Origin of the sequence: Afifella marina DSM 2698 (assembly GCF_900102695.1) — a bacterium.
Taxonomy (GTDB): domain Bacteria; phylum Pseudomonadota; class Alphaproteobacteria; order Rhizobiales; family Afifellaceae; genus Afifella; species Afifella marina.
This window is the reverse complement of sequence record NZ_FMVW01000001.1, coordinates 365,392-387,792: the sequence shown is the minus strand read 5'-3', so window position 1 is coordinate 387,792 and position 22,401 is coordinate 365,392. Positions and strand designations below refer to the sequence as shown.

The window sequence follows — 22,401 nt, the reverse complement described above, 5'->3', positions numbered from 1 at the left end:
GAAATGCCGGAAATCTACGTCTGCCCGCTGTCGAAGCTTGCGGCGACCGTCGAACAGAGTGGCGCCCGCCACATCGCCACCTTGATCAATGCCGGCACCGAGGTGCCGCGCCCTGAGACCGTTCCCGAAGACAATCACCTCTTTCTCGGCTTCAACGACATCTCCGAAGCCATGCAGGGCATGACCCTGCCGGCCCAGGAGCATGTCGGACGCTTTGTCGATTTCGTGGAAGCCTGGGATCGTACGACGCCGCTCGTCGTGCATTGCTGGGCGGGTATCAGCCGCTCCACCGCCGGCGCCTTCATCGCCTTTTGCGCCCTGCGTCCGGATGTGAGCGAAGATCTCGTCGCGCGACGCCTGCGCCAGCGTTCGCCGCAGGCGACACCCAACCGCCGTCTCGTCGCTCTCGCAGATGCCTATCTGAAGCGGGACGGACGCATGATTGCGGCGATCGAAGCGATCGGCCGCGGCGCCAACGCGTTTGAAGGTAATGTCTTCTCCCTCGCCATCGACGAATGACCCGGCGCGGCCCCCCGCCTCCGAAGCGGAGGTCGAGGGCGGCGCGCGCATCGAAGTCGGCCTCAACGCGGCCATCGTGGCCGTCGATCGGCTGACGCCGCTCATCCTCGTCGTACGGCCGGGCGACACGGACGGCGAGGACGGCCTGCCCTTCGGACCGTTCGATCCGGTCGAGCATCGCACCATGGAGATCGGCCTGCGCGCCTGGGTGGCGGAACAGACGCGCCTCAAGCTCGGCTACGTGGAGCAGCTCTACACATTCGGCGATCGCGGACGCCACGCAAGGCGCGGCGATATCGGCCCGCATGTCATGACCATCGGCTATCTCGCGCTCACCCGCCGCCTCGAAGACGACGAAACGGCGTTGCGCGAATCGGGCGCACAATGGCGCCCGTGGTACGCCTATTTTCCCTGGGAGGATTGGCGTCAGGGCCGGCCCGCCATTCTCGACACCACGCTTGAGCCCTTGCTGCAGCGGTGGTGTGCGATGGCGCCTGCTGCGGAACGGCCGGACCGGCCGCTTGCGCGCCAGGAGCGGGTGAAGATCGCCTTCGGCTGGGACGGCCTGCCCTGGGACGAAGAGCGTGTGTTGGAGCGCTACGAACTGCTCTATGAGGCAGGGCTCGTGCCGGAAGCGGGCCGTGACGGGCGCCAGAGTGCCGCCTTGTGGGAAGATCTGCCGCGCCTCGGGCGGCCCATGCGCTTCGACCATCGGCGCATCCTCGCCACCGCCATCGGGCGCCTGCGCGGCAAACTGAAATACCGGCCGCTCATTTTCGAGCTCATCGCCGATTCCTTCACGCTCACCGAACTGCAGAAAGTCGTGGAAGCGATTTCCGGCCGTCATCTGCACAAACAGAACTTTAGGCGGCTTGTGGAACAGACACGAGTCGTGGAACAAACCGGCGAAACCAGTATCTCAACGGGGGGTCGACCGGCCGCCCTTTTCCGGTTCAGGCGAGAGATCATGAAAGAGGGTGCCATGGGCGGACTGCGACTGCGAGCTCGGCTATGAGAGACGTCCTTCTGCTCATTCGGCACGGCCAGACTGACTGGAACCTGGAAGGCCGTTTTCAGGGCGCGCGTGAGGTTCCGATCAACGCCGTCGGACGTGAACAGGCGCGGCGCAACGGTCGGGTGCTGCCCTCGCTTCTCGGCGAGCATGACTGGCAGTTCGTCGCCTCGCCTCTCGGTCGCGCGCAGGAAACGATGCGCATCATTCTGGAAAATGCCGGCAGGCCCGACCAGCCTTTCGTGACGCACGATCCGCTCAAGGAAGTCTGCTTCGGGGCATGGGAGGCGCGCACGCTCAAAGAGCTTCGCGAGGCGGATCCGGAAGCCGTCGCGACGCGCAAGCGCGACAAATGGAATTACGTGCCTCCGGAGGGCGAGAGCTACGCCATGCTCGCTGAGCGGTTCGGCGAATGGTTCAAGACGCGCCAGGGCCGCCACGTCATCGTGGCGCATGGCGGCATCACGCGGGTCGCGCTCCATCTCCTTTCGGGCATGCCATCGGCATCCGTGCCGCAATTCTTCATTCCGCACGATCGCATCATCGCCATCTTAGATGGCAAGGCGCTCGTAATCTGAGGCCGCAGACCCTTCTATCGGCGGCCAAAACCTTCTAGAAACGGCCTTCGTCCAGCCGAGGCGCCAAGAAGCGCAGATGTCTCACAATTCCTTCGGTCAGCTGTTCCGCATCACAACCTGGGGCGAAAGCCACGGCAAAGCGATCGGCTGTGTCGTCGATGGCTGCCCGCCAGGAATTCCGATCACCGAAGCGGAGATCCAGGCCGAGCTCGACCGCCGGCGGCCGGGGCAATCGCGGTTCACGACGCAGCGGCAGGAACCGGATCAGGTCAAGATCCTCTCCGGCGTCTTCGAAGACGACCGCACCGGCGGCCCCGTCACCACCGGCACGCCGATCTCGCTCCTCATCGAAAACGTCGATCAGCGATCACGCGATTATTCGGAAATTCGCGACCGCTACCGGCCCGGCCACGCCGATTACACCTACGATGTCAAATACGGCGTGCGCGATTATCGCGGCGGGGGCCGGTCCTCGGCGCGCGAAACGGCGACGCGGGTCGCAGCCGGAGCGATCGCCCGCAAAATCCTGCCAGGCGTGTCGATCCGCGGCGCGCTCGTCGAACTCGGCGGCATTGCGATCGACCGCGACCGCTTCGACTGGGCGGAGACGGCCAACAATCCCTTCTTCTCGCCCGATGCGGAAGCGGCCGAAAAATGGGCCGCCCATCTCGACGAGATCCGCAAGTCCGGCTCCTCGGTCGGAGCGATCGTGGAAGTCGTGGCCGAAGGCGTGCCGGCAGGCATCGGCGCCCCGATCTACGGCAAGCTCGACCAGGATCTCGCTTCGGCGATGATGTCGATCAACGCGGTGAAAGGCGTTGAAATCGGCAACGGTTTCGAAGCGGCGCGCATTCGCGGCGAGGAAAACGCCGATCCAATGCGCGCCGGCAATGACGGGCGGCCACGTTTCCTGTCCAACAATGCGGGCGGCGTTTTGGGCGGCATTTCCACCGGACAGCCGGTGGTCGTGCGCTTCGCCGTCAAACCCACCTCTTCCATCCTGACGCCGGTGCCGAGCGTGACGGCGACGGGCGAAGAGGTCGACGTCTTCACCAAAGGCCGGCACGATCCGTGTGTCGGCATCCGTGCTGTGCCGGTGGGCGAGGCCATGATGGCGCTCGTCCTCGCCGACCATTATCTCAGGCAGAGAGCCCAAAGCGGCAGTCAGACATAGATATGAGCGAACAGGTTGGAAAAGTCGCGGAGGCGATACGCGCCTTCGAACGCGGAGAAATTGTCGTCGTCACCGATGACGACGACCGCGAGAACGAAGGCGATCTCTTCGTCGCCGCGGTCCATTGCACGGCGGAGAAGATGGCTTTCATCATCCGCCATACGAGCGGCATCGTCTGCGCGCCGCTGCCGCGCGACATGGCGGAACGGCTGCGCCTCGATCCGATGGTGAGCGCCAACGACGCGCCGCTCAACACCGCCTTCACCGTTTCCGTCGATTTCCGCCACGGCCTCACCACCGGCATTTCGGCCGAAGAGCGCACGGCAACCGTGCGGGCGCTCGCCAATGCCAATACCGGTGCCGCCGATTTCGTGCGTCCGGGCCATGTGTTCCCGCTTCTTGCACGCGACGGTGGCGTCCTTGTCCGCTCCGGCCACACGGAAGCCTGTGTCGATCTCTGCAAGCTCGCAGGCCTGCCGCCCGTCGGCGTCCTCTCCGAGCTCGTCAATGACGACGGCACCGTGGCGCGCGGCGAGGAAGTTCGGGCCTTCGCCGAAAAACACAATCTCGTGCGCGTTTCCGTTGCCGACCTCATCGCCTGGCGGCAGCGCAACGAGAAGCTCATCGAGCGCGTCACCGAACAAAAGATCTCGACGCCGGCCGGCCCGGCGACGGCCTACAGCTTCGTCACCCCGCTCGACCCCATGGATCATCTCGCGGTCGTCTTCGGCGATATCCGCGACGGGAAGGCAATTCCGGTTCGCCTGCATCTGGAATCCGTCCTCGACGACGTCTTCGGCACCAAAAAGATGCTCGACGACGTGATGCAGGATTTCGCCAAGCGGGGCCGCGGTGTCATTGTCTATCTGCGCGACGGTTCCGTCGGCGTCGCAAGGCAGTCACGGCGCATGCGCGACATCGAAGGCGGCGAAGCCCACGGATCGGCGGAAGGTCGCAAGGAAGCCTGGCGGGAAGTCGGCCTCGGCGCGCAGATCCTGCGCGATCTCGGCGTGCACTCGATCAGGCTGCTCGCCACGCGCGAGCGCCATTATGTCGGCCTCAAAGGCTTCGGCATCGAGATCGAAGATACGGAAATTCTCGACGGCTGAGGTTCCGTCCGGCGTTTTGAGCCTCAGACGACGGGCCTGCGGGGATAACGCCGCGGGCTCGTTTTCCTGAGGGTACGCCCGAGGCGCCCTGCCCGCCGTTCCAGAAAGCCGACGCAGCGATCGAAAAGCGGCGCGCGGATGCGCACGCCTGTGACGAGGCGGGTGGCCGAGCGGCTCGACGCCACGATCAGAACGAGCGACAGCGCAAAAAGCGGCGCGCCGAGAGGGATCGGTGTCGCGATGAAGGCGACGCCGACGACGAAACAGAGAAACGCCAGGAACAGGATCGAAACACGCCGCATCAGCTAGACCGTTCCTTGCGAAATTCCATGACCTTGGAAAAGAAGGCGTTGCGGCTCTCCTTGAGGACGAGCCCGTGCTGCGCGAAAATGCGCGCCAGGTCTTCCTTGAGATAGCCCTGGTAATAGGGCTCGTGGAAGAGCTGAGGAAAGAGCTCCAAGAGCCCGTCGTAATCCGGCGCGTCGCCCGTCTGCAGCGAATCGACCAGAACGAACGTGCCGCCCGGCTTCATCACGCGGGCGATCTCTTCCGCCACCTGGCGGCGCACCTTCGGCGGCAGTTCGTGGAAGAGATAGATGGCGGTCGCGACGTCGAGGCTCGCATCGGCAAGCGGCAGCGCTTCGGCCTTCGCAACGGCCGGCCTCAGCGTCGCCACGCGGCCGATATGGCGGCGCGTCTCATTCAGATAGGATTCCGACAGATCGGTCGCAAAAAGCGGCAGCCGCGGATAGGCCCCACGCAGCTCCGCCGTGAACCGGCCGGTGCCGCAGGCGATGTCGGCGGCCAGACAGGCGCGTTGATCACGCCCCTTCAGGGCATTGGCGACCGGCACGAGCGCTTGACGGCGCATCGCCCCCGCCGCGCCCGAGAACAGGACTTCCACCTGCATGTCGTAGAGACGGGCGGATTCCTCGGTCATCCAGCCGCCGCTCTGGAAGTGGAAGTTCTGCATGTAATAGCGCGGCCGGCGACCTTCGAAGGTGGCGCCAATCTCCTGGTGGGCGCCCTCGCGGCGGCGGCGCGCGACCTCCGGCACATCGGCGAAAAACGCCCGCGATGTCGCGACGAGTTGGCGGAAATCCGCCTCTTCTCCGTCCGGCAGAGGGTAAAGGCCGGCCCGTGCATTGGCATAATCGCGTGCCAGAAGGGCCGCGACGTCCCGCAACAGCCTCCCCATCGAAGGAACGGGCGTCGACGGAGGCTCGACACGCGGCGTCGCCTCGGGATGGCGTGCCGCAATTCGGCGCACCATCCGGCGCATCACGAGGCCATGGCCGGTGTACCAGGCGACGCGCGCACCCTGCGTCGCCGCATAGCGCATCCCGCTTGTCCAATCTTCGATCGAAACAGACGCCATCATCCTCTCCTTGAACTCAGAAATGGGGTGCGGGAACGAGGAAGTCGAGCGCTATTCGCGTTCCAGGAGGGCGACTGCTTCCGTCTCTGCTGAATAGACGAATTGGTCGATCGGAGTCACTGATTTTAATCGATAGCCGCCATCCACCAGGATGCGCAAATCGCGCGCGAGACTGGCCGGATTGCAGGAGACGAAAGCGATGCGTGCCACTTTTGAAGCGGCGAGGCTTTCCGCCTGCGCCCGCGCCCCGTCCCAGGGCGGATCGAGGATGACGGCATCGATCCGGGAAAGCTCGTTTTGTGCCAAGGGAAAGCGCAGAAGATCGCGGGCGAGCGTCTCAATCGGCTTCAGCCCCTCTGCTCCGCGCACCGCATCGGCGAGTGCGGCGAGCGCTGCTCCTTCGGCCTCGACGGCCGTCACACGCGCCGTGCGGCCGGCGACGAAGGAAAACGTTCCGAGCCCGGAGAAGAGATCGGCGACACGCTTTGCGCCCGAGCAATGCTCCGCCACGAGCCTCGCCATCGCCTCTTCGCTCTCACGGCAGGCCTGAACGAAGGCACCGGCCGGCGGCGAAACACTGACGCCCGCGATCTCGAGCTGCGGCTCTCCGAGCTGGAACAAGATATCGCCGTCGACGACGAGGCGGGCGACGCCCTGTCCCGCCAGAAGCTCGGCGATGCGGGCCGCCGAGGAGGCCTGCACGGAGCCTGCCCCCTCGCCTGCGATATCGAGGCCAGACCGCGTCTCCAAAACGGTGAGGCGAAGCTCGCGCTTGGGGCGGGCGAGAATCTGCGCCAGGCGACGCAGGAGCGGCAATGTAGAGACGATCGCCGGGCGCACGACGAGACATGTCGTCAGATCGACGATGCGCCGCGAGCCGCGTTCATGAAAGCCGAAGAGGATTTTCCGCCCAGCAAGCGTCGCTGAAAAGACGGCGCGGCGTCTGGCGCCAAGCGGCGCGCCGAAAGCCGGACGCACCTCCGTCTCAAGGCCGCTCTTGGCGAGCGCGTCGACCACGAAGCGGTGCTTCAGGCGGCGCGTTTCTTCGATCGGCAGCATCTGCAGGGCACAGCCGCCGCATCCTCCCTGCTGCGTGGCGAGACGCGGGCCGAAATGCGGACAGGGCGCCGGGACCCGCTCCGGCGAAGCTTCCAACACCTCGACGACGTCGGCGCGCCGTCCCTGGCGCTCCACGCGCACCCGCTCGCCCGCCAGGGTGTAGGGAACGAAAAGCTGTCCTTCCGGGGTCTCCGCGACGCCATCGCCGCGATGGCCGATCCGATCGATTTGGACGATGTCACTCACGGCAGGCCCCGAGGCAAAATTCCTGATTGCCGTCGCCTCCGGTGAAGGGCGCAGCGCAAAGCCCCACCACTCGCCAGCCGAGCCGTCCGTCGAGCCAGCCTTTCAGCGCCTCGGCAGCACCTTCTGCGGCCGTCCGATCGCGAACGATGCCGCCGCGCCCGAGAGCCTCGCGGCCGAGCTCGAATTGCGGCTTGACCAGAAAGACACCCCAACTCCCCCGAGCGGCGAGTTCCAGCGCCGGCGGCAGGGCAAGGCGAAGCGAGATAAAAGAGAGATCAGCGGTTATGGCCTGCACGGAATGTCCATCAAGATGCGCCTTTGAGAGATTGCGCGCGTTGACCCCTTCGACGAGCTGCACGCGCGGATCGCCGGAAAGGCTCTCATGCATCTGGCCGTGCCCGACATCGATGGCGACGACATGCTTTGCACCTGTTTCCAGAAGGAGCTGCGTGAAGCCACCGGTCGACGCGCCAAGATCGAGGACTGTCAGGCCTTCGGGCTCGAAGCCGAAGGCATCGAGCCCGGCCCTCAACTTCATGGCCGCTCGCGACACATAGGCGGCGGCAGGATCGCCGATCGCGAGGGCCGCATCGGCCGTCACCGGCGTTGCGGGCTTCAGAGCCGTCTCGCCGTTCACGGTCACCGTCCCACGGCGGATCGCGTCGCGGGCGCGGGCGCGGCTCGGCAAAAGGCCGGCCGCAACGACCGCTTCATCCAGGCGAAGACGCGCGCTCATCCGCCCGTCCTCATGACGGCTGATCTGGCGAAGCCCGGCCTGGCGACAAAGGAGAGGAGTTCAATGCAGAACGAAATCAGCGAGCACAAGCTCATGAGCGAGCAGCGTATAGGGTTCGTCGGGGTGGCCGCCGAATATCATGAAAAGCGCTGCAAGCGCAGTCAGAATGCACGCAATCAGCAGTGAAACCCAGAGCCGCATCCGAAACCTCGCCCATTACGGGAATCTTCTCAAATTCAAAAGCGGCTGCCTATCGGACACAAAGCCGCCGCCCCGAGCGAGTCCCGGCGCGTCCTTCCCCATGAATGGCCTGGAAAAACCGAACGAAATACAACTCAAAGGGGCAGTATAAAACTATAATATGATATCGGCTCGCCCGCCTTGGTCCCAAAGCGTTCGCGCCAAACAGGGACGATCACGCCGCACAAGGCTCAGGAACCTCACAATAGATCGGCGCAAAGTCGCCCCGTGGGGCCATCCCCAGGCGGGGCAAAAGCGACCACAGGGTTGCCGCCCAGCCGCGCAAAAATAGACACGAATGCCCCGGCTTCGCGAGGGATGCGCATGGATCTGCAGGAAATCGCCGCTTTTTACCGCGCCTATATCGACTGCCTGAACCGGCACGATTGGGACGAACTTCACCTCTACGTCAGCTCAGATGTTCGCCATAACGGCAGGTCGCTCGGTCTGCGTGGGTACCAGGGCATGCTGATGGAAGACACAGATCGATCCCCGATTTCTATTTCAAGATCGAGCATCTCGTTTGTGAGCCGCCGATGATCGCAAGCCGGCTTTGGTTCGATTGCACGCCGTCCGGAAGACTGTTCGACCTGCCGGTGAACGGCAAGCGCGTCCAGTTCAGCGAGAATGTCTTCTACGAAGTCGAGAATGGACGGATTCGGAACGTCTGGTCGGTTATCGACAAGGCGGCCGTCGTTGCCCAACTCGGCGGCTCTGAGCACAATGTGGGTTGAAGCCCGTGGGCGCCCGGCCGGTATCGACCAGGGCTTCTTCGAATAGTCGTTCAAGGCGATCCTCGGCGGATCGGTCGACGAACCTCTTTTCGTCCAGTCGCGGACACCCTGCGGAACTTCGTGCCTGAGATCGTGTTGGACAGGCCAGGACGAAACCTCGAAGGGAGACCCGATATGCGACTTCTCGCCATCGCCGCCTGCGCACTCATGGCAAGCCCCGCCCTCGCACAGGACGTATCAGAAAACAGCGCCTTCTCCGGACCCATTACCGGCAAGGACGGGACGATCGGCGAGGCGCATCTGACGGATACGCCCAACGGTGTGCTCGTGCAGGTCGTCATCAACGAAGGTGCCCTTAAGCCCGGCGAGCATGCCCTGCATTTTCACGAAACCGGCGATTGTTCGGATGCGCCCGACTTCAAGAAGTCCGGCGGCCATTACAATCCGACCGACGCCAAGCACGGGATCATGACCGAGGGCGGCATGCATGCCGGCGATATGCCAAACTTCGAGGTCGTCGACGGGCAGGCGACCAATATCGACGTCTTCAACACCCGCGTGCGCTTCAACGAAGGCGACGCGCCGCTGATGGATGACGACGGCTCAGCGCTGATGATCCATGCCGGCGCCGACGATTACACCAGCCAGCCATCCGGCGATGCCGGCAGCCGCGTCGGCTGCATGGTGATCGACGACGAGCGGGCCCAGCAGTAAGGGCGCATGACAAAAAGGCGCGGCAATCTCTCTGCCGCGCCTGTTTCGCCTATGGATAGAACTGCGGCCCGGCCTCTGCGCCGGGCCTTTTCGTCAGGCGCGAGCCGCCTCCGGCACGTCGCGGCCAAGCGCGTGGAAAACACGCGCCACGATCGCCTTCGCGTCGAGTTCGCAAGCCGCGTACATCACTTCCGGCTTGTCGTGATCGATGAAGCGGTCGGGGAGGGTCATGGTGCGGATCCGCGCGCCCTCCTCGAGCTTGCCGGCATTGGCGAGGAAGGAGAGCACACGGCTGCCGAAGCCGCCGTCCGATCCCTCTTCGATCGTCACCACGACCTCATGCTCGCGGTGCAGCCGCAGCACGAGATCGGTGTCGAGCGGCTTAACGAAGCGAGCGTCGGCCACCGTCGTCGAAAGACCGCTGCGCTCCAACGTCTCGGCAGCGGAGAGAGCCTCCACCAGCCGGCCACCGAGCGACAGGATCGCAACCTTGGTGCCCTCCTTGAGGATACGGCCGCGGCCGATCTCGAGGATTTCGCCACGCTCCGGCATCTCCACGCCACGTCCCTCGCCGCGCGGATAACGGAAGGCCATCGGGCCCTCGTCATAGGCAACAGCGGTGCGAACCATGCTGCGGAGCTCTGCCTCATCGCCGGCCGCCATCACCACCATGTTCGGAAGACACGACATATAGGCGACGTCGTAAGCGCCGGCATGCGTCGGTCCGTCTGCGCCGACGAGACCGGCGCGGTCCATGGCAAGACGCACGGGCAGATTCTGGATCGCCACGTCGTGGACGACCTGATCGTAGGCGCGCTGCATGAAGGTCGAATAAATCGCCGCAAAGGGCTTCATGCCATCGGCGGCAAGCCCGGCGGCGAAGGTGACCGCGTGCTGTTCGGCAATCCCGACATCGAAGGTGCGCTCGGGAAACTTGGCCTGGAAAATGTCGAGGCCTGTGCCCGCGGGCATCGCCGCGGTGACCGCCACGACCTTCTCGTCTTCCTGCGCCTCCTGGACGAGGCTTGTCGCAAAGACCTTCGTGTAGGACGGCGCGTTGGAGCGCCCCTTGGCCTGCTCGCCGGTGATGACGTTGAAGCGCGAGACGCCGTGATACTTGTCGGCGGAGGCCTCCGCCGGCCCATATCCCTTGCCCTTGCGGGTTACGACATGGACCAGAACCGGCCCCTTGTGGCCGTCGCGCACATTGCGCAGGACGGGAAGCAGATGGCCGAGATTATGGCCGTCGATCGGACCGACATAATAGAAGCCGAGCTCTTCGAAGAGCGTGCCGCCGGTCCAGAAGCCGCGGGCATATTCTTCGGCCCGCCGGCCTTTTTCATGCAGCAGATCGGCCAGCGGCAGGCGCTTGGCGAGCTGTTTGGCCGCGTCGCGCAGGGAAAGATAGGCCTGACCGGAGACGAGGCGCGCGAGATAAGCGCTCATCGCCCCGCTCGGCGGCGCGATCGACATGTCGTTGTCGTTGAGGATGACGATCAGCCGCGAGCCGAGATGGCCGGCCTGATTCATCGCCTCATAGGCCATGCCGGCCGACATCGCCCCGTCGCCGATGACGCAAACGACGTTGAAATCCTCATCCTGCAGATCGCGCGCCACGGCCATGCCGAGGCCGGCGGAGATCGACGTGGAGGAATGACCGGCGCCGAAAGGATCGTAGGCGGATTCCGCCCGCTTGGTGAAACCGGAAAGTCCCCCGCCCTGGCGCAAGGTGCGGATCCTATCGCGCCGCCCCGTCAAGATCTTATGCGGATAGCATTGATGCCCCACATCCCAGATCAGTTTGTCGCGCGGCGTGTCGAACACCCGGTGGATCGCCACGGTGAGCTCTACGACGCCGAGGCCGGCGCCGAGATGGCCGCCGGTGACGGACACGGCGTCGATCATTTCAAGGCGCAATTCGTCGGCGAGCTGCCGCAGATCGCGGTCGCTCAGGCGGCGCAAATCTTCCGGAGACTTGACCTGATCCAGAAGCGGCGTGTGAGGAGTAGTGTCAGACATGACATCCCAGGGATGCAGGAAAAACGAGTTCAGACCTTAGCCATTCGGGCCGGTCGGCGCAAACCGTAAGACGCCGCAAGCGACGCCGCGACGCGGCAAAAAGCAACGATGGCGTCGGCGATTACTCGGCATCGAGGGGAACGGTGCCGGCCGCCTGGCCTTCGCTGCCTGCGCGGATTTTCTCCACCCGCTCCTCTGCCTGCGACAACAACGTCTCGCAGCGCTTCTTCAGCTTCTCGCCTCGTTCATAGAGCGCGACCGAGCGCTCCAGCGGCACCTCGCCACGCTCCAGGTCCGTCACGATCTTCTCAAGCTCGGCAAGCGCGGTCTCAAAAGACATCGTCTCGATCGCGCTGCTCTTGTCGTCATTCATCAAGCTGCCTCATGCACTCATCAACATGCGGATATGGGCGGCGGCGGACACCGCCAGACCGCGCAGATCATATCCGCCCTCCAGCACCGAGACGAGCCGGCCGCCGGCATGGTCGTCGGCCAGATCCATCAGCTTTCCGGTCGCCCAGGCGAAATCCTCGTGCTCAAGATTGAGCTCTGCGAGTGGATCGCGGTGATGGGCGTCGAAACCGGCCGAGATGATGATCAGGTCCGGGGCGAAATTCTTCACCGAAGGCAGGATGCGTTCGTTGAAGGCTTCGCGAAAATGGTCGCTGCCGTCACCGGCAGCAAGGGGGGCGTTGACGATATTGCCGACACCGGTCTCCGAGCGCGCGCCTGTGCCGGGATAAAGCGGCATCTGATGGGTGGAGGCGTAAAGCACGCTTGCATCGGACCAGAAGATGTCCTGCGTACCGTTGCCGTGATGCACATCCCAATCGACGATCGCCACACGCTCCAGACCGTGCTGCTTCTGCGCGTAGCGCGCCGTCACGGCAGCATTGTTGAAGACGCAAAAGCCCATGGCGGTATCGGTTTCCGCATGGTGGCCGGGCGGGCGGATCGCTGCGAAGGCATTGTTCACCTCCCGCGCCACGACCGCATCGACAGCTCGGGAGATGGCTCCGATACCGCGCAGACAGGCGTTCCAGGAACCGGGCGAGACGACCGTGTCGGCGTCGATGCTTGCAAGTCCCACTTCCGGAATCGCCCGGTGCACGCGCTCCACATATTCCTGCGGATGGGCGAGAGCGGCGACGTCCTTGTCCCCCAACGGAGCCTCTTCGCGCCGGAGCGCGGCGAAGGCTTCGTGATCGAGCGCCGCGTGAAGCGCTTTCAGACGATCCGGGCGCTCCGGATGCCCTGGGGCGGTCAGGTGGTCGAGGAAGTCGGCATGATGAAGGAGAAGTGTCGTCACCAGCAAGCTCTAGCAGGGCCGTGCGGCCAAGTCATGGGGGCGTAACATTTCCGCCAAGGTTGCATCGGACGCAACGAGCATTTTGGATAACGCCCGCTCAACCGGAAGAGGCGGGGCCAGGTCGCGGCGCCGCCGCGCGGCGCAGACGGTCGGCGATCGCCTCGCCGAGACCGTGCGCGGGGATCGGCGCGACGGCGATCACGGCGGCCCCGCTTTCATCGAGCGCGTGAAGATCGGAGAAAAGCCTGGAAGCCGCTTCGACGAGATCACCGGTGGCGCTCAAGTTCCGGCTCGCGACCGCCGCAGCGGCGTTTTCCGGGGCCTTTTCCCCGAAAGCGAGCAGCGCCTCCCCGGCTTCGACGCGCCGTGCATCGAGGCGCAGAGCCGCCCGCGGAGCATAATGGCTCGCCAGCATTCCTGGCGCTTCTACATGCGCGCCGGGCGCGAGACGCTGCAGCCGCCGATCGAGAAGCTCTTCGATCGCCTCCGCCGCCAAACCACCGGGACGCAGAAGCCGCGGCGCTTCGTCGCTGATGGCGACGATGGTCGACTCCAACCCTACCGTGCACGGCCCGGCATCGATAACGGCGTCGATTCGATCGCCGAGCTGTTCGAGAACGTGGTCGGCACTTGTCGGGCTCAATTGCCCCGAGCGATTGGCGCTTGGAGCGGCAAGGGGTCGTCCGAAATGGGCGATGAGCTCGGCCGCCGGACCGAGAGGGCGGCGAAGCGCGATCGTCTTCTGCCCGGCCGTCACCAAGGGATGCACGGCCACCTCGCCCGCCAGCGGCCCGACGAGCGGCACAATGAGCGGCACAACGAGCGTCAGCGGCCCCGGCCAGAAATGCGCCGCCAGACGCAGCGCGTCGCCCTTCAATTCGCCGCAGCGCCCCGCCATCGCGGTATCGGCCACATGCGCGATCAGGGGATTGAAACGCGGCCTGCCCTTGGCCTCGAAGATCCGCGCCACCGCCTCGCCGTTGGTGGCGTCGGCCGCGAGACCGTAAACGGTCTCCGTCGGGATCGCGACAAGACCGCCCGCCCTTAAAATGCCCGCGGCCTCGGCAAGGAGCTCTTCGTTGCCCGTCTCCTGCCAGAGCAGTCTTTTCGCGTACATCCCACTCCATCGCTTGATTGCAGCTTACGTCAACGGCACATAGAAAGTGCTACCAGTCGGGATCGCGCGCGCTGCCTGCCCCGTCAAGAGAGCGCCGCGTTGAAGCCTTAAGATTGGTGGAGCCAAACGGGACGAGTTTAAAACGAGACGAGTTCAACGAGACGAGTTCAGGGGGAAACCGAGAATGCCCCGGGGAGGAGCCTGATGTACCGCGCACCAGTTGCCGAAATCGCCTTTACGCTCAAGCATGTCATCGGCCTGTCGCCGGCCATCACGGCGGGCCATATGGGAGAGCTCAGCGCCGACCTCCTGGAAGCCATCCTGGAGGAGGCGGGCCGCTTCGCCGCCGAGGAGATCGCCCCGCTCAACCAGGTCGGCGATCGTCGGGCCTCCACCTATGCCGACGGCGCGGTGACGCTGCCGGAAGGCTGGGCGAAGACCTATTCCGCCTGGTGCGAGGCCGGCTGGAACGCGTTGTCGGGGCCGGAGGAGTTCGGCGGCCAGGATCTGCCGGTGTCGCTCGCGGTCGCCGCCTTCGATATCTGGAATTCCGCCTGCGCGGCCTTCGCGCTCGGCCCGACATTGACGGTCGGCGCGGTGGAAGCCCTCAAATTGCACGCCACCGAAGAAATCAAAGAGCGCTATCTCGCCAGGCTCGTCTCCGGCGAGTGGACAGGCACGATGAATTTGACGGAGCCGCAGGCAGGCTCCGACCTCGGAGCGCTCCGCTGCCGTGCCGAACGGCGCGAAGACGGCACCTATCGCCTCTTCGGACAGAAGATCTTCATCACCTATGGCGAACACGACATGGCCGGCAATATCGTCCATACCGTGCTGGCCCGCCTTCCCGATGCGCCCGCGGGCACCAAGGGCATCTCGCTCTTTCTGGTGCCGAAATATCTCGTCAACGAGGACGGCTCGCTCGGCGCGCACAACGATGTCTTCTGCGCCGGCATCGAGCACAAGCTCGGCATCAACGCCTCTCCGACCTGCACGATGCTTTACGGCGACGGCCATTATGGCGACGAGCCGGGCGCCGTCGGCTATCTGATCGGCGAGGAGAACCGCGGCCTCGCCTGCATGTTCACGATGATGAACAATGCCCGCCTCATGGTCGGCATCCAGGGCGTGGGCGTGGCTGAACGCGCGCTTCAGGAGGCGACCGCCTATGCGTTGGAGCGTCGTCAAGGGCGCGCGCCCAATGCGCCGAAAGACGGCGAGATGAGCCCCATCGTGGAGCACCCGGACATCCGCCGCACGCTCCTCGCCATGCGCGGGCTGACCCAGGCGAGCCGCGCCATCTGCTATGCCTGTGCGCACGCCATTGATCTGGCGGACGCTGGCGCTCCCGGCCCGGAGACGAACGGCGACGGCACGCGCTTCTGGAACGAGCGCGCCTCGCTGCTGACGCCGATCGCCAAGGCGTTTTCCACCGATTGCGGCGTCGAGGTCGCCTCCATGGGCATCCAGGTCTATGGCGGCATGGGCTATATCGAAGAGACGGGAGCGGCCCAGCATCTGCGCGATGCGCGCATCTTCCCGATCTACGAAGGCACCAACGGGATCCAGGCCATCGATCTCCTCACGCGCAAGCTGCCGCAATCGGACGGGGCGTGCGTGCGCGGCTATCTCGATGAACTGGCGGCCATCGCGGAAGTCGCTCGGGCTTCAAACCGCGACGAGATGGGAAAGATCGGCGAGCGGCTTGCCGCCGCGATCACAGATTGCCGTGAGGCGAGCGAATACCTCCTTGAGGAGATGGCCGCCGGCCGCATGGAAGGCGCCTTGTGTGGCGCCACGCCCTATCTTCGGCTGTTCGGTCTGGCGGCGGGCGGGGCTTATCTCGCTCAGGGAGCGATTTCCTCCGATCCGAGCGAAAGCGAAGCGGGCCGGCTCAGGATCGCCACCGCGCGCGCTTTCTGCGAGCGGCTGTGTCCGCAGACGCAGGCGCTTCTGGCCGAGATCAAGGAAGGCGGCCAGTCGATTCTCCAGGTGCCGGCGGAGACGCTGGCAAGCTTCCAGTGAGGCTTCGCCTCTCCAAACCATCCGGCCCGACGGGGCCAGGCAGGAAGAGTTTATGAGCGACATCGTCATCGAAGACCGCCCCAGCGAGGGCAACGGCCTTATCCGCATCATTCGGCTGAACCGGCCGCAGAAGAAGAACGCGCTGACGACGGCCATGTACCACGAGATGGTGAAGGCGCTGCGCGGGGCGGCCAAAAACGAGGATATCGCGGCTTGTGTGTTTCTCGGCCAGCCGGGCACGTTCTGCGCCGGCAACGATATCGCCGATCTCGTGCGCGTCTCGGGCGGTCAAGGCATCGCCGAAGACATTCTCAATTTTCTGAAAGAGCTTGCCGTCAGCGACCGACCGCTGATTGCCGGTGTCGACGGCCTCGCCGTCGGTATCGGCACGACGCTTCTCATGCATTGCGACTATGTCGTCGCGTCGGAGCCGAGCACATTTCGGACGCCCTTCGTCGATCTCGCACTGGTGCCGGAGGCAGCCTCGAGCCTGCTCGCACCGCGCGTCATGGGGCACCAGAAGGCTTTCGAGCTCCTGGTGATGGGCGCGTCTTTCAGCGCCGAGGACGCGGCGATCGCGGGGCTCGTCAACCGCACGGTGCCGGAAGGCGCTGCCGAAGAGGCGGCTCTTGCGGCTGCAGCCCGTCTCGCCGCCAAGCCCCGGCAGGCCATGCTCGCCTCGCGGCGGCTTTTGCGCGGCAATGGCGAGGACGTCATGGCGCGCATCGACAAGGAGGCCGCGCTTTTTTCGGAGCGGCTGCAAAGCGCGGAGGCGCAGGCTGCCTTCGCCGCTTTTCTCAATTCATAAGAGCTTGAGGGAGAGACAAATGCCCAGGATTTTTCCGATGGAAGGCGGCTGCTCATGAGCCTTTCCGGCAAGACGCTGTTCATCACCGGCGCCTCACGCGGCATCGGCCTTGCGATCGCGCTCAGAGCCGCGGCCGATGGTGCCAATGTGGCCATCGCCGCCAAGACGGCCCGCCCGCATCCGAAACTCGAAGGCACGATCTTCACGGCCGCCGAAGCTATTGAAAAGGCCGGCGGCAAGGCGCTGCCGCTCGAAGTCGACATCCGTGAGGAGGCGGCCGTCAAGGAGGCGGTGGCGAAGACCGCAGAAACCTTCGGCGGCATCGACATCGTCGTCAACAACGCCTCCGCCATCCAGCTGACGAAGACGCCCGACACCGAGATGCGCCGCTTCGACCTGATGCATCAGGTCAACACGCGCGGCAGCTTCCTCGTCACCAAGACGGCGCTGCCCTACCTGGAAAAGGCGGAAAACCCGCACGTTCTCATGCTGTCACCGCCGCTCGACATCACCGAGAAATGGTTCGCGCCGCATGTCGCCTATTCGCTGGCGAAATACGGCATGAGCCTTTGCGTTCTGGGCTTTGCCGGCGAATTCCGTCCGAAGGGGATCGCGGTCAACGCGCTGTGGCCGCGCACGACCATCGCCACGGCGGCCATCAAGAACGTCGTCGGAGGAGACGCGATGATGCGTGCGTCCCGCAAGCCGGATATCCTGGCGGACGCGGCCTGGCGCATCTTCCAGAAGCCGTCGCGCGAATTCACCGGCAATTTCCTGATCGACGACACGTTCCTGGCCGGCGAAGGGGTGAGCGACTTCGATCACTATCGGGTCGATCCGACGGTGGCACTGCAGCCGGACTTCTTCCTGCCGGACGACAGCCAGCCGCCGGCCTCTTTGAAGCCGGTCGGCTGAAACGCATCGTCTCTTCGGTGATCCCGTCCAGGTGATCCGGAGGCCACGGGAGCTTAGGCGGAGGCTTTGCGCTCCGCCTTGGCCGCACGCCACTTCTTCATCAAGGCTTCGAGCTCCGCATCATGCGTCTCCGGCAGCGTGATGCGGAGGGAGACGAGAAGATCGCCACGGCCGCCCGTCGACGTCGGGAGGCCTTTGCCTTTGAGGCGCATCACCCGCCCGCCGCTCGTATGCGCCGGCACAGTCAAGCTCACATTGCCTTCGATTGTCGGGACGGTCGCCTTGCCGCCGAGGACGGCATCCTCCAGCGAGACGGCAACGTCCGTCCTGAGGTCGGAACCATCCACCTTGAAGCGCGGATGCGGCACGAAACGCACGGTGATCCGCGCATCGCCCGAAGGCCCGCCCTGCGGCGAGGCATAGCCCTGGCCGCGGAGACGGATCACCTGGCCGTCCTTCACACCTTTCGGCAGGGTCAGTGCCACGTCGCGCCCGTCGGGCAGCGTCACCGTCGGCTTCTTCCCGGCCACCAGGTCTTCCAGCGTCACGGCGACTTCGGCCTTCAGATCGGTGCCTTTGGGCGGCTGCGCTGTGGCGCCTGCCCGCCGTCCTGCGTTCGGCTGAGCACCCGCCCCTTGTGCACCAGCACCACCGAAGGCGCCGAAGATGGAATTCAGCACATCTTCCTCATCCATCCCGCCCGTATGCGTAGTGCGAGGGCCGCGGCCTCCGCTGGAAAACCGGAAGCTGCGCGCACGCCCGCCACCGCCCCGGCCGAAGCTTGAAAAAATATCGGAAAAACTGCGTGGGTCGAAGTCAGCATTTTGCGCACCACCGCCAGCAAAACCCTCGAAGCCGGCAAAACGAGGCTTGCCCTCGGCATCGATCTCGCCGCGGTCGAACTTCTCACGCTTGTCCTTGTCCCCTAGGATCTCGTAAGCGGAATTGACCTCGGCGAACCTTTCGGCCGAGGTCGGGTCCCCGGCGTTGTGGTCCGGATGGTTGGCCTTGGCCAGCTTGCGGTAGGCGCGCTTGATCTCGGCGGCGCTCGCCGTGCGTGACAGACCCAAGACATCATAGGGGTCGCGCATGGATCTCCTTTCCCGATTTGGCATAACGTACGGCCAAAATATGGGAACGGCACGTTGAAAATACCACTGTCGCCCGCAAGCCTAACTCGGCTCGGTCGCGAGAGCCTCCATCTGCACCACGCCGCTTGTCTGATCCTTGCACAATGTGCCGCCGAATCGGTGGACCCCGCCGACGCTCGTCACCGTCGCTTCAATGTCGCGACAGGTTCGGGTGGCGTTTTGGGAGATCTGTGACAGCGGCCGCACCTTGCCGGCCGAACCGGTGACCTCGTTGATCCAGTCGATGCCGTCCTTCGGCAGGGTGTCGATGCCGGCGATCCCGGCCGTCTGGCCGATCCGGGCGGCATCGGAATAAGACAGCGCTTCCGGCAGCGGCTCTTGCACGACGACGGCTGGTCCGATCGAACCCGTAGTGATCGCTGGGCTTTCATCGGCGTGATCGCCGAAGGGTATCGTAATGGAGCCGCATCCTGCGAGACTGACCGAAAGCAAGGCAGCCAGCACCGTTTGCTTCTGGAGGAGCGGGCCTTCACCGTGGTAGGGGCTGATACGCGACACTGATTAACCGACACCAAAATGACTCTTCCGCGAAAAGATGCCCCCTCAGAGTTAACAAGCGGTGACTTTACCGCCTACGGCGATCCCTTTTCCCTCTTCGGAGATTGGATGCGCGAGGCGACCGCTTCCGAGCCGAACGATCCCAATGCCGTGGCCGTGGCCACCGCCGACGAGACGGGGTTGCCGGATGTGCGCATGGTGCTTCTGAAGAGCTGGGACGAGCGCGGATTCGTGTTCTACACCAACCTTGAGAGCCGCAAGGGCGAACAGCTCGCGGCCAATCCCAAGGCGGCGATGTGCTTCCATTGGAAGTCGCTCGCCCGGCAAATCCGCATCCGCGGCAATGTCGAGGCCGTATCCGACGAAGAGGCCGACGCCTATTATGACAGCCGGCCCCGAATGAGCCGGATCGGTGCCTGGGCGAGCCGCCAGTCGCGCCCGCTCGAAAGCCGCTTTGCGCTGGAAAAGGCCGTGGCGACGGAAACCGCCCGCTTCGGCGCCGGCAAGGTCCCGCGGCCGCCCTTCTGGAGCGGCTTTCGGCTGGTCCCGGTCCAGATCGAGTTCTGGAACAACGGCGCCTTCCGCCTGCACGACCGGATTCGGTTCACCCCGCACGACAACGGCTGGCAGAAGCAACGGCTCTACCCCTGATCGATCCTCAGGCGCGCGCCTCAAGGTAAAACAGATGCGTGCCGATCTGGCCGGTCTGCTCCAACCGGTTCGCCCAGCCAGGCGCGACGTAATCCGCGTGGTAATGCGTGGACTGCCAGAGAGGCCCTCTCCAAAGCCCCTTGGAACCGCAGCCCTTCCTGCACGCCAACAACCATTTGGCGCGACGGCGGACCTCGTGCCAGCTCTTCTGGTCGGCGACGAGATCGGGCTTGCCGTCACAGGCGAAAGAGAACTGGCAGCGATTGCGCTTCTCGGCATTCTGAAAGACCACGCCGCAGATCGTATCGGGATAATGCTTGTCCTTGACCCGGTTGAGGATCACCCGCCCCACCGCGAGCTGGCCCTTGGCGGTCTCGCCGCGGGCTTCGAAATAGAGCGCCTTGGCGAGACATTCGCGTGCCGATTTTGACGGCATCTCTGAGGCATCTGCATGCTTGCCCGCCGGCCCGACCGAAACCGGCCTCGGTTGAGGCAACGGGCCCTCGTAAATCTCCGCCGCATGCGCATGGCCCGCGGCGAGCAGCGTTGCACCAAACAGAAGCGCAGCCGCACCCCGTGCCGCGCCTTCAAAGGCGCGCCCGATATATCCCATCATTTTCCCTTTGCCGCATGGGCGGGGTCAAAACCCCGCTCTCTTCCCGAAGGTGCGCTTCGCGGAGAAGTTGGGCGACAATGCGGAGCTGATAGGGAGATTTCCGGACGGGCTTAAGCTTCGGACAAGCCTTACGAATCCGGAATTTGGGACAATACGGCCGTCTCAGGGGGAGACCGGGAGGAGCACTTCGTGCTGACGGCCGAAAGGAAGGGCGCGAGACAGCCCATAATAGGCGTAGAAAACCGGCCCCTCGGCCTCAAGCCCTTCATCCTCCACGAAATCTTCCAGCATCACGCGATTGATGCCGAAGGCGACATCCTCCGTTGAAGTGAAACGAAGCACGGCGACGCGCTGCGCCGGCACCGAGATGACGCGCAGGCGCGGGTCGACGCTTTCAAAGCCGCAATCCGCTGCCCGTGCCGCGCTCAGAGGCACACGGACGGACCAGCGCCCATGGGTGAAACCGGTATCGTCGCCATCGGCTGCGTTTGAACGCCTGGATTGCATCACGGGGTCGAGAAGCGCGGCCGGTCTCTCCCCGTCTCGGTCCGCCCCACTCACGCGCTCGAAGGCTCTCTGAAGCGCGTCTTCGCGGCCACCATAGAGAGACATCTCCAAGGCGTGAAAAGCCGGGTAGTCGCGGATTTCATAATCGCCGTCGCGGTAAATCACGCGCCCGCGCAGCATCGGACGCCGCGGAATGATGCGCTCGATCGCATAAGCGCCGAGGCCGAGACCCAAAAGCGCCGCCCCCAAGATCAAAGCGGGCCCGGCCTTGCCGGACCCCGCTCGATCCACGGACGGAGGCTGGGTGCGAGCCCCGCTTGAGAGGTCCGTCCTCCTCACGCCTCGCTGACCTCCACCATGATCTCGTTGCGGCGCATGAAGCCTGGCGTCATCGGCGGATTGTAATAGGCGTAGATCGGCTCGCCGATCGCCTTCAGATCGTGATCCTCGATGAAGAGGCGAAGGGCCTCAAGATTCTCCAGCGCCAGCCGATCGTTCATCTGGCCGGAGAACCTGACGCTCGCCACACGGCGCGGCGAAATCTCCTTCAAGACGACGTCGTCCTGCGCCGGCTTCGGCAGATCCGCCAAATTCCATTTCGCCGGCATGATGAAACGCACGGCCCAACCGCGCCGCCGGCCATTCTCGCCGACTATTGGCGCCTGCACGACCGGGGCGGTCATGGCGATCTTCTTGCCCGGCCGCTGGCGCGCGAAAATATAATCGGCGAGCTTGTGGAAGCCGGCCTTCAAGGCCTGATCGCGGCGCCCCGTGGCGTGGGCCTCCGCCACCACCTGCTTGCCGTATTCACGAACCTCGAACTCGCTCTTGCTGTCGACGACGTCGTAATCGGGCTCTTCGATGTAAAGGCTCGTGCGGCGGGCGGCATAGATCGCACCGCCGACCAGAACGAGCGCCGCGCCGGCCGCCACGACCCCGGCAACGCCCGGGCGCTCGCGCACATAATCGCTGCCGTGGTGATACCACTTTGCCGGCCGATCATACCAATGCGGTTCGGGCCGGCGCCACGGATTGGCATTGCGGGCCCGGCGCGTGACGTTATGGCCGGTGTCGGCGACCGAACGTCCTCGCTCTTCGAGATTGTCCTGGAGTTTTCCGAGCGTATCGCGGAGTTCGGCGTAACTGCGGGAAAGAGCGTTCGGCATAGCATTCTCCTTGTTCGGGCGAGCGGCAGCGCGTGCCGCCCCATTCGTGCAAAGGGAACGCGTCGACGGGCTTCCGGTTGCCCGCAGGAAGGGGTTTCCGTTTCGCAGCGGACATGATCT

Annotated in this window: 24 protein-coding genes and 1 pseudogene; 12 read left to right on the top strand and 13 right to left on the bottom strand. The window is 64.7% G+C overall.

The features are described 5' to 3' along the window. Positions 1-3: 3 nt before the first annotated feature. The 5 genes from BLP76_RS01765 (at position 4) to ribB (ending at position 4,392) form a co-directional block, all read left to right on the top strand. A complete protein-coding gene (locus BLP76_RS01765; RefSeq protein ID WP_092809170.1) occupies positions 4-519 on the top strand; it encodes a tyrosine phosphatase family protein in 516 nt (171 codons plus the stop codon). Further along, positions 491-1,534, top strand: a complete 1,044-nt coding sequence (locus tag BLP76_RS01760) for an NUDIX hydrolase (RefSeq protein WP_211108038.1) — start codon at positions 491-493, stop codon at positions 1,532-1,534. Before BLP76_RS01765 ends, BLP76_RS01760 begins: the two co-directional genes overlap by 29 nt. Beyond that, a complete protein-coding gene (locus tag BLP76_RS01755; RefSeq protein WP_092809169.1) occupies positions 1,531-2,109 on the top strand; it encodes a histidine phosphatase family protein in 579 nt (192 codons plus the stop codon). The genes BLP76_RS01760 and BLP76_RS01755 overlap by 4 nt, the downstream gene beginning before the upstream one ends. 76 nt (positions 2,110-2,185) lie before the next feature. Beyond that, positions 2,186-3,283 carry a chorismate synthase gene (gene aroC, locus BLP76_RS01750; RefSeq protein WP_092809168.1) on the top strand — a complete coding sequence of 366 codons (1,098 nt, stop codon included), beginning with the start codon at positions 2,186-2,188 and terminating at the stop codon, positions 3,281-3,283. A gap of 2 nt (positions 3,284-3,285) precedes the next feature. After that, on the top strand, positions 3,286-4,392 hold the full coding sequence (gene ribB, locus BLP76_RS01745) for a 3,4-dihydroxy-2-butanone-4-phosphate synthase (RefSeq protein ID WP_092809167.1): 1,107 nt from the start codon (positions 3,286-3,288) through the stop codon (positions 4,390-4,392). Positions 4,393-4,415: 23 nt separating this feature from the next. Here ribB and BLP76_RS01740 read toward each other — a convergent pair whose 3' ends face one another. The 4 genes from BLP76_RS01740 to BLP76_RS01725 are packed head-to-tail and all read right to left on the bottom strand — an operon-like array spanning position 4,416 to position 7,811. After that, on the bottom strand, positions 4,416-4,694 hold the full coding sequence (locus tag BLP76_RS01740) for a hypothetical protein (protein WP_092809166.1): 279 nt from the start codon (positions 4,692-4,694) through the stop codon (positions 4,416-4,418). After that, complete coding sequence (locus tag BLP76_RS01735) at positions 4,694-5,770, bottom strand: class I SAM-dependent methyltransferase (protein WP_170130357.1); 1,077 nt, start codon at positions 5,768-5,770, stop codon at positions 4,694-4,696. The genes BLP76_RS01740 and BLP76_RS01735 overlap by 1 nt, the downstream gene beginning before the upstream one ends. A 51-nt stretch (positions 5,771-5,821) precedes the next feature. Then, on the bottom strand, positions 5,822-7,075 hold the full coding sequence (locus BLP76_RS01730; protein ID WP_092809164.1) for a class I SAM-dependent RNA methyltransferase: 1,254 nt from the start codon (positions 7,073-7,075) through the stop codon (positions 5,822-5,824). Continuing rightward, the gene (locus tag BLP76_RS01725; protein ID WP_092809163.1) at positions 7,068-7,811 is read right to left on the bottom strand and encodes a TlyA family RNA methyltransferase; all 744 of its coding nucleotides are present in this window, start codon (positions 7,809-7,811) and stop codon (positions 7,068-7,070) included. Before BLP76_RS01725 ends, BLP76_RS01730 begins: the two co-directional genes overlap by 8 nt. Positions 7,812-7,874: 63 nt before the next feature. On the opposite strand from BLP76_RS01725, the gene BLP76_RS19145 reads away from it, so the two are divergent. From BLP76_RS19145 to BLP76_RS01715, 3 genes and pseudogenes are all read left to right on the top strand, one after another. Then, complete coding sequence (locus BLP76_RS19145) at positions 7,875-7,997, top strand: hypothetical protein (RefSeq protein ID WP_274605669.1); 123 nt, start codon at positions 7,875-7,877, stop codon at positions 7,995-7,997. Positions 7,998-8,375: 378 nt separating this feature from the next. Beyond that, positions 8,376-8,785, top strand: a pseudogene (locus BLP76_RS01720) (ester cyclase). Between the two features lie 174 nt (positions 8,786-8,959). Then, entirely contained in the window at positions 8,960-9,499 is a 540-nt protein-coding gene (locus tag BLP76_RS01715; RefSeq protein ID WP_092809162.1) for a superoxide dismutase family protein, read from the top strand. A gap of 93 nt (positions 9,500-9,592) precedes the next feature. Here BLP76_RS01715 and dxs read toward each other — a convergent pair whose 3' ends face one another. The 4 genes from dxs to BLP76_RS01695 all read right to left on the bottom strand — a co-directional run bounded on the left by dxs (position 9,593) and on the right by BLP76_RS01695 (position 13,944). Further along, on the bottom strand, positions 9,593-11,518 hold the full coding sequence (gene dxs / locus BLP76_RS01710) for a 1-deoxy-D-xylulose-5-phosphate synthase (RefSeq protein WP_092809161.1): 1,926 nt from the start codon (positions 11,516-11,518) through the stop codon (positions 9,593-9,595). 121 nt (positions 11,519-11,639) lie between these two features. After that, positions 11,640-11,891, bottom strand: coding sequence for an exodeoxyribonuclease VII small subunit (locus BLP76_RS01705; RefSeq protein WP_092809160.1), 252 nt, complete (start codon positions 11,889-11,891; stop codon positions 11,640-11,642). Positions 11,892-11,900: 9 nt separating this feature from the next. Beyond that, positions 11,901-12,827, bottom strand: a complete 927-nt coding sequence (locus tag BLP76_RS01700; protein ID WP_092810031.1) for a histone deacetylase family protein — start codon at positions 12,825-12,827, stop codon at positions 11,901-11,903. A 97-nt stretch (positions 12,828-12,924) separates the two neighbouring features. After that, positions 12,925-13,944, bottom strand: coding sequence for an L-threonylcarbamoyladenylate synthase (locus BLP76_RS01695; protein ID WP_092809159.1), 1,020 nt, complete (start codon positions 13,942-13,944; stop codon positions 12,925-12,927). Positions 13,945-14,148: 204 nt separating this feature from the next. Between BLP76_RS01695 and BLP76_RS01690 the strand changes: the two genes are divergently transcribed. The 3 genes from BLP76_RS01690 to BLP76_RS01680 are packed head-to-tail and all read left to right on the top strand — an operon-like array spanning position 14,149 to position 17,692. Continuing rightward, positions 14,149-15,969 (top strand): acyl-CoA dehydrogenase family protein, encoded by a 1,821-nt coding sequence (locus tag BLP76_RS01690; protein ID WP_092809158.1) that lies wholly within the window; start codon positions 14,149-14,151, stop codon positions 15,967-15,969. 52 nt (positions 15,970-16,021) lie between these two features. Further along, positions 16,022-16,777, top strand: a complete 756-nt coding sequence (locus BLP76_RS01685) for a crotonase/enoyl-CoA hydratase family protein (protein ID WP_092809157.1) — start codon at positions 16,022-16,024, stop codon at positions 16,775-16,777. A 54-nt stretch (positions 16,778-16,831) separates the two neighbouring features. After that, entirely contained in the window at positions 16,832-17,692 is an 861-nt protein-coding gene (locus BLP76_RS01680) for an SDR family oxidoreductase (protein ID WP_092809156.1), read from the top strand. Between the two features lie 53 nt (positions 17,693-17,745). Here BLP76_RS01680 and BLP76_RS01675 read toward each other — a convergent pair whose 3' ends face one another. Together BLP76_RS01675 and BLP76_RS01670 are read right to left on the bottom strand one after the other, a co-directional pair. Further along, on the bottom strand, positions 17,746-18,783 hold the full coding sequence (locus BLP76_RS01675) for a DnaJ C-terminal domain-containing protein (RefSeq protein WP_092809155.1): 1,038 nt from the start codon (positions 18,781-18,783) through the stop codon (positions 17,746-17,748). An 81-nt stretch (positions 18,784-18,864) separates the two neighbouring features. Continuing rightward, on the bottom strand, positions 18,865-19,287 hold the full coding sequence (locus BLP76_RS01670) for an RT0821/Lpp0805 family surface protein (protein ID WP_170130358.1): 423 nt from the start codon (positions 19,285-19,287) through the stop codon (positions 18,865-18,867). Positions 19,288-19,359: 72 nt separating this feature from the next. On the opposite strand from BLP76_RS01670, the gene pdxH reads away from it, so the two are divergent. Then, the gene (pdxH, locus tag BLP76_RS01665) at positions 19,360-19,992 is read left to right on the top strand and encodes a pyridoxamine 5'-phosphate oxidase (protein WP_092809153.1); all 633 of its coding nucleotides are present in this window, start codon (positions 19,360-19,362) and stop codon (positions 19,990-19,992) included. A gap of 7 nt (positions 19,993-19,999) precedes the next feature. Here the strand turns inward: pdxH and BLP76_RS01660 are convergent, their stop codons facing one another. The 3 genes from BLP76_RS01660 to BLP76_RS01650 all read right to left on the bottom strand — a co-directional run bounded on the left by BLP76_RS01660 (position 20,000) and on the right by BLP76_RS01650 (position 22,281). After that, a complete protein-coding gene (locus tag BLP76_RS01660) occupies positions 20,000-20,608 on the bottom strand; it encodes a cell wall hydrolase (RefSeq protein WP_092809152.1) in 609 nt (202 codons plus the stop codon). Positions 20,609-20,770: 162 nt separating this feature from the next. Continuing rightward, positions 20,771-21,406 carry a heme-binding protein gene (locus BLP76_RS01655; RefSeq protein ID WP_139163654.1) on the bottom strand — a complete coding sequence of 212 codons (636 nt, stop codon included), beginning with the start codon at positions 21,404-21,406 and terminating at the stop codon, positions 20,771-20,773. Positions 21,407-21,450: 44 nt separating this feature from the next. Further along, positions 21,451-22,281 carry an SOUL family heme-binding protein gene (locus tag BLP76_RS01650; protein ID WP_170130359.1) on the bottom strand — a complete coding sequence of 277 codons (831 nt, stop codon included), beginning with the start codon at positions 22,279-22,281 and terminating at the stop codon, positions 21,451-21,453. Positions 22,282-22,401 lie beyond the last annotated feature (120 nt).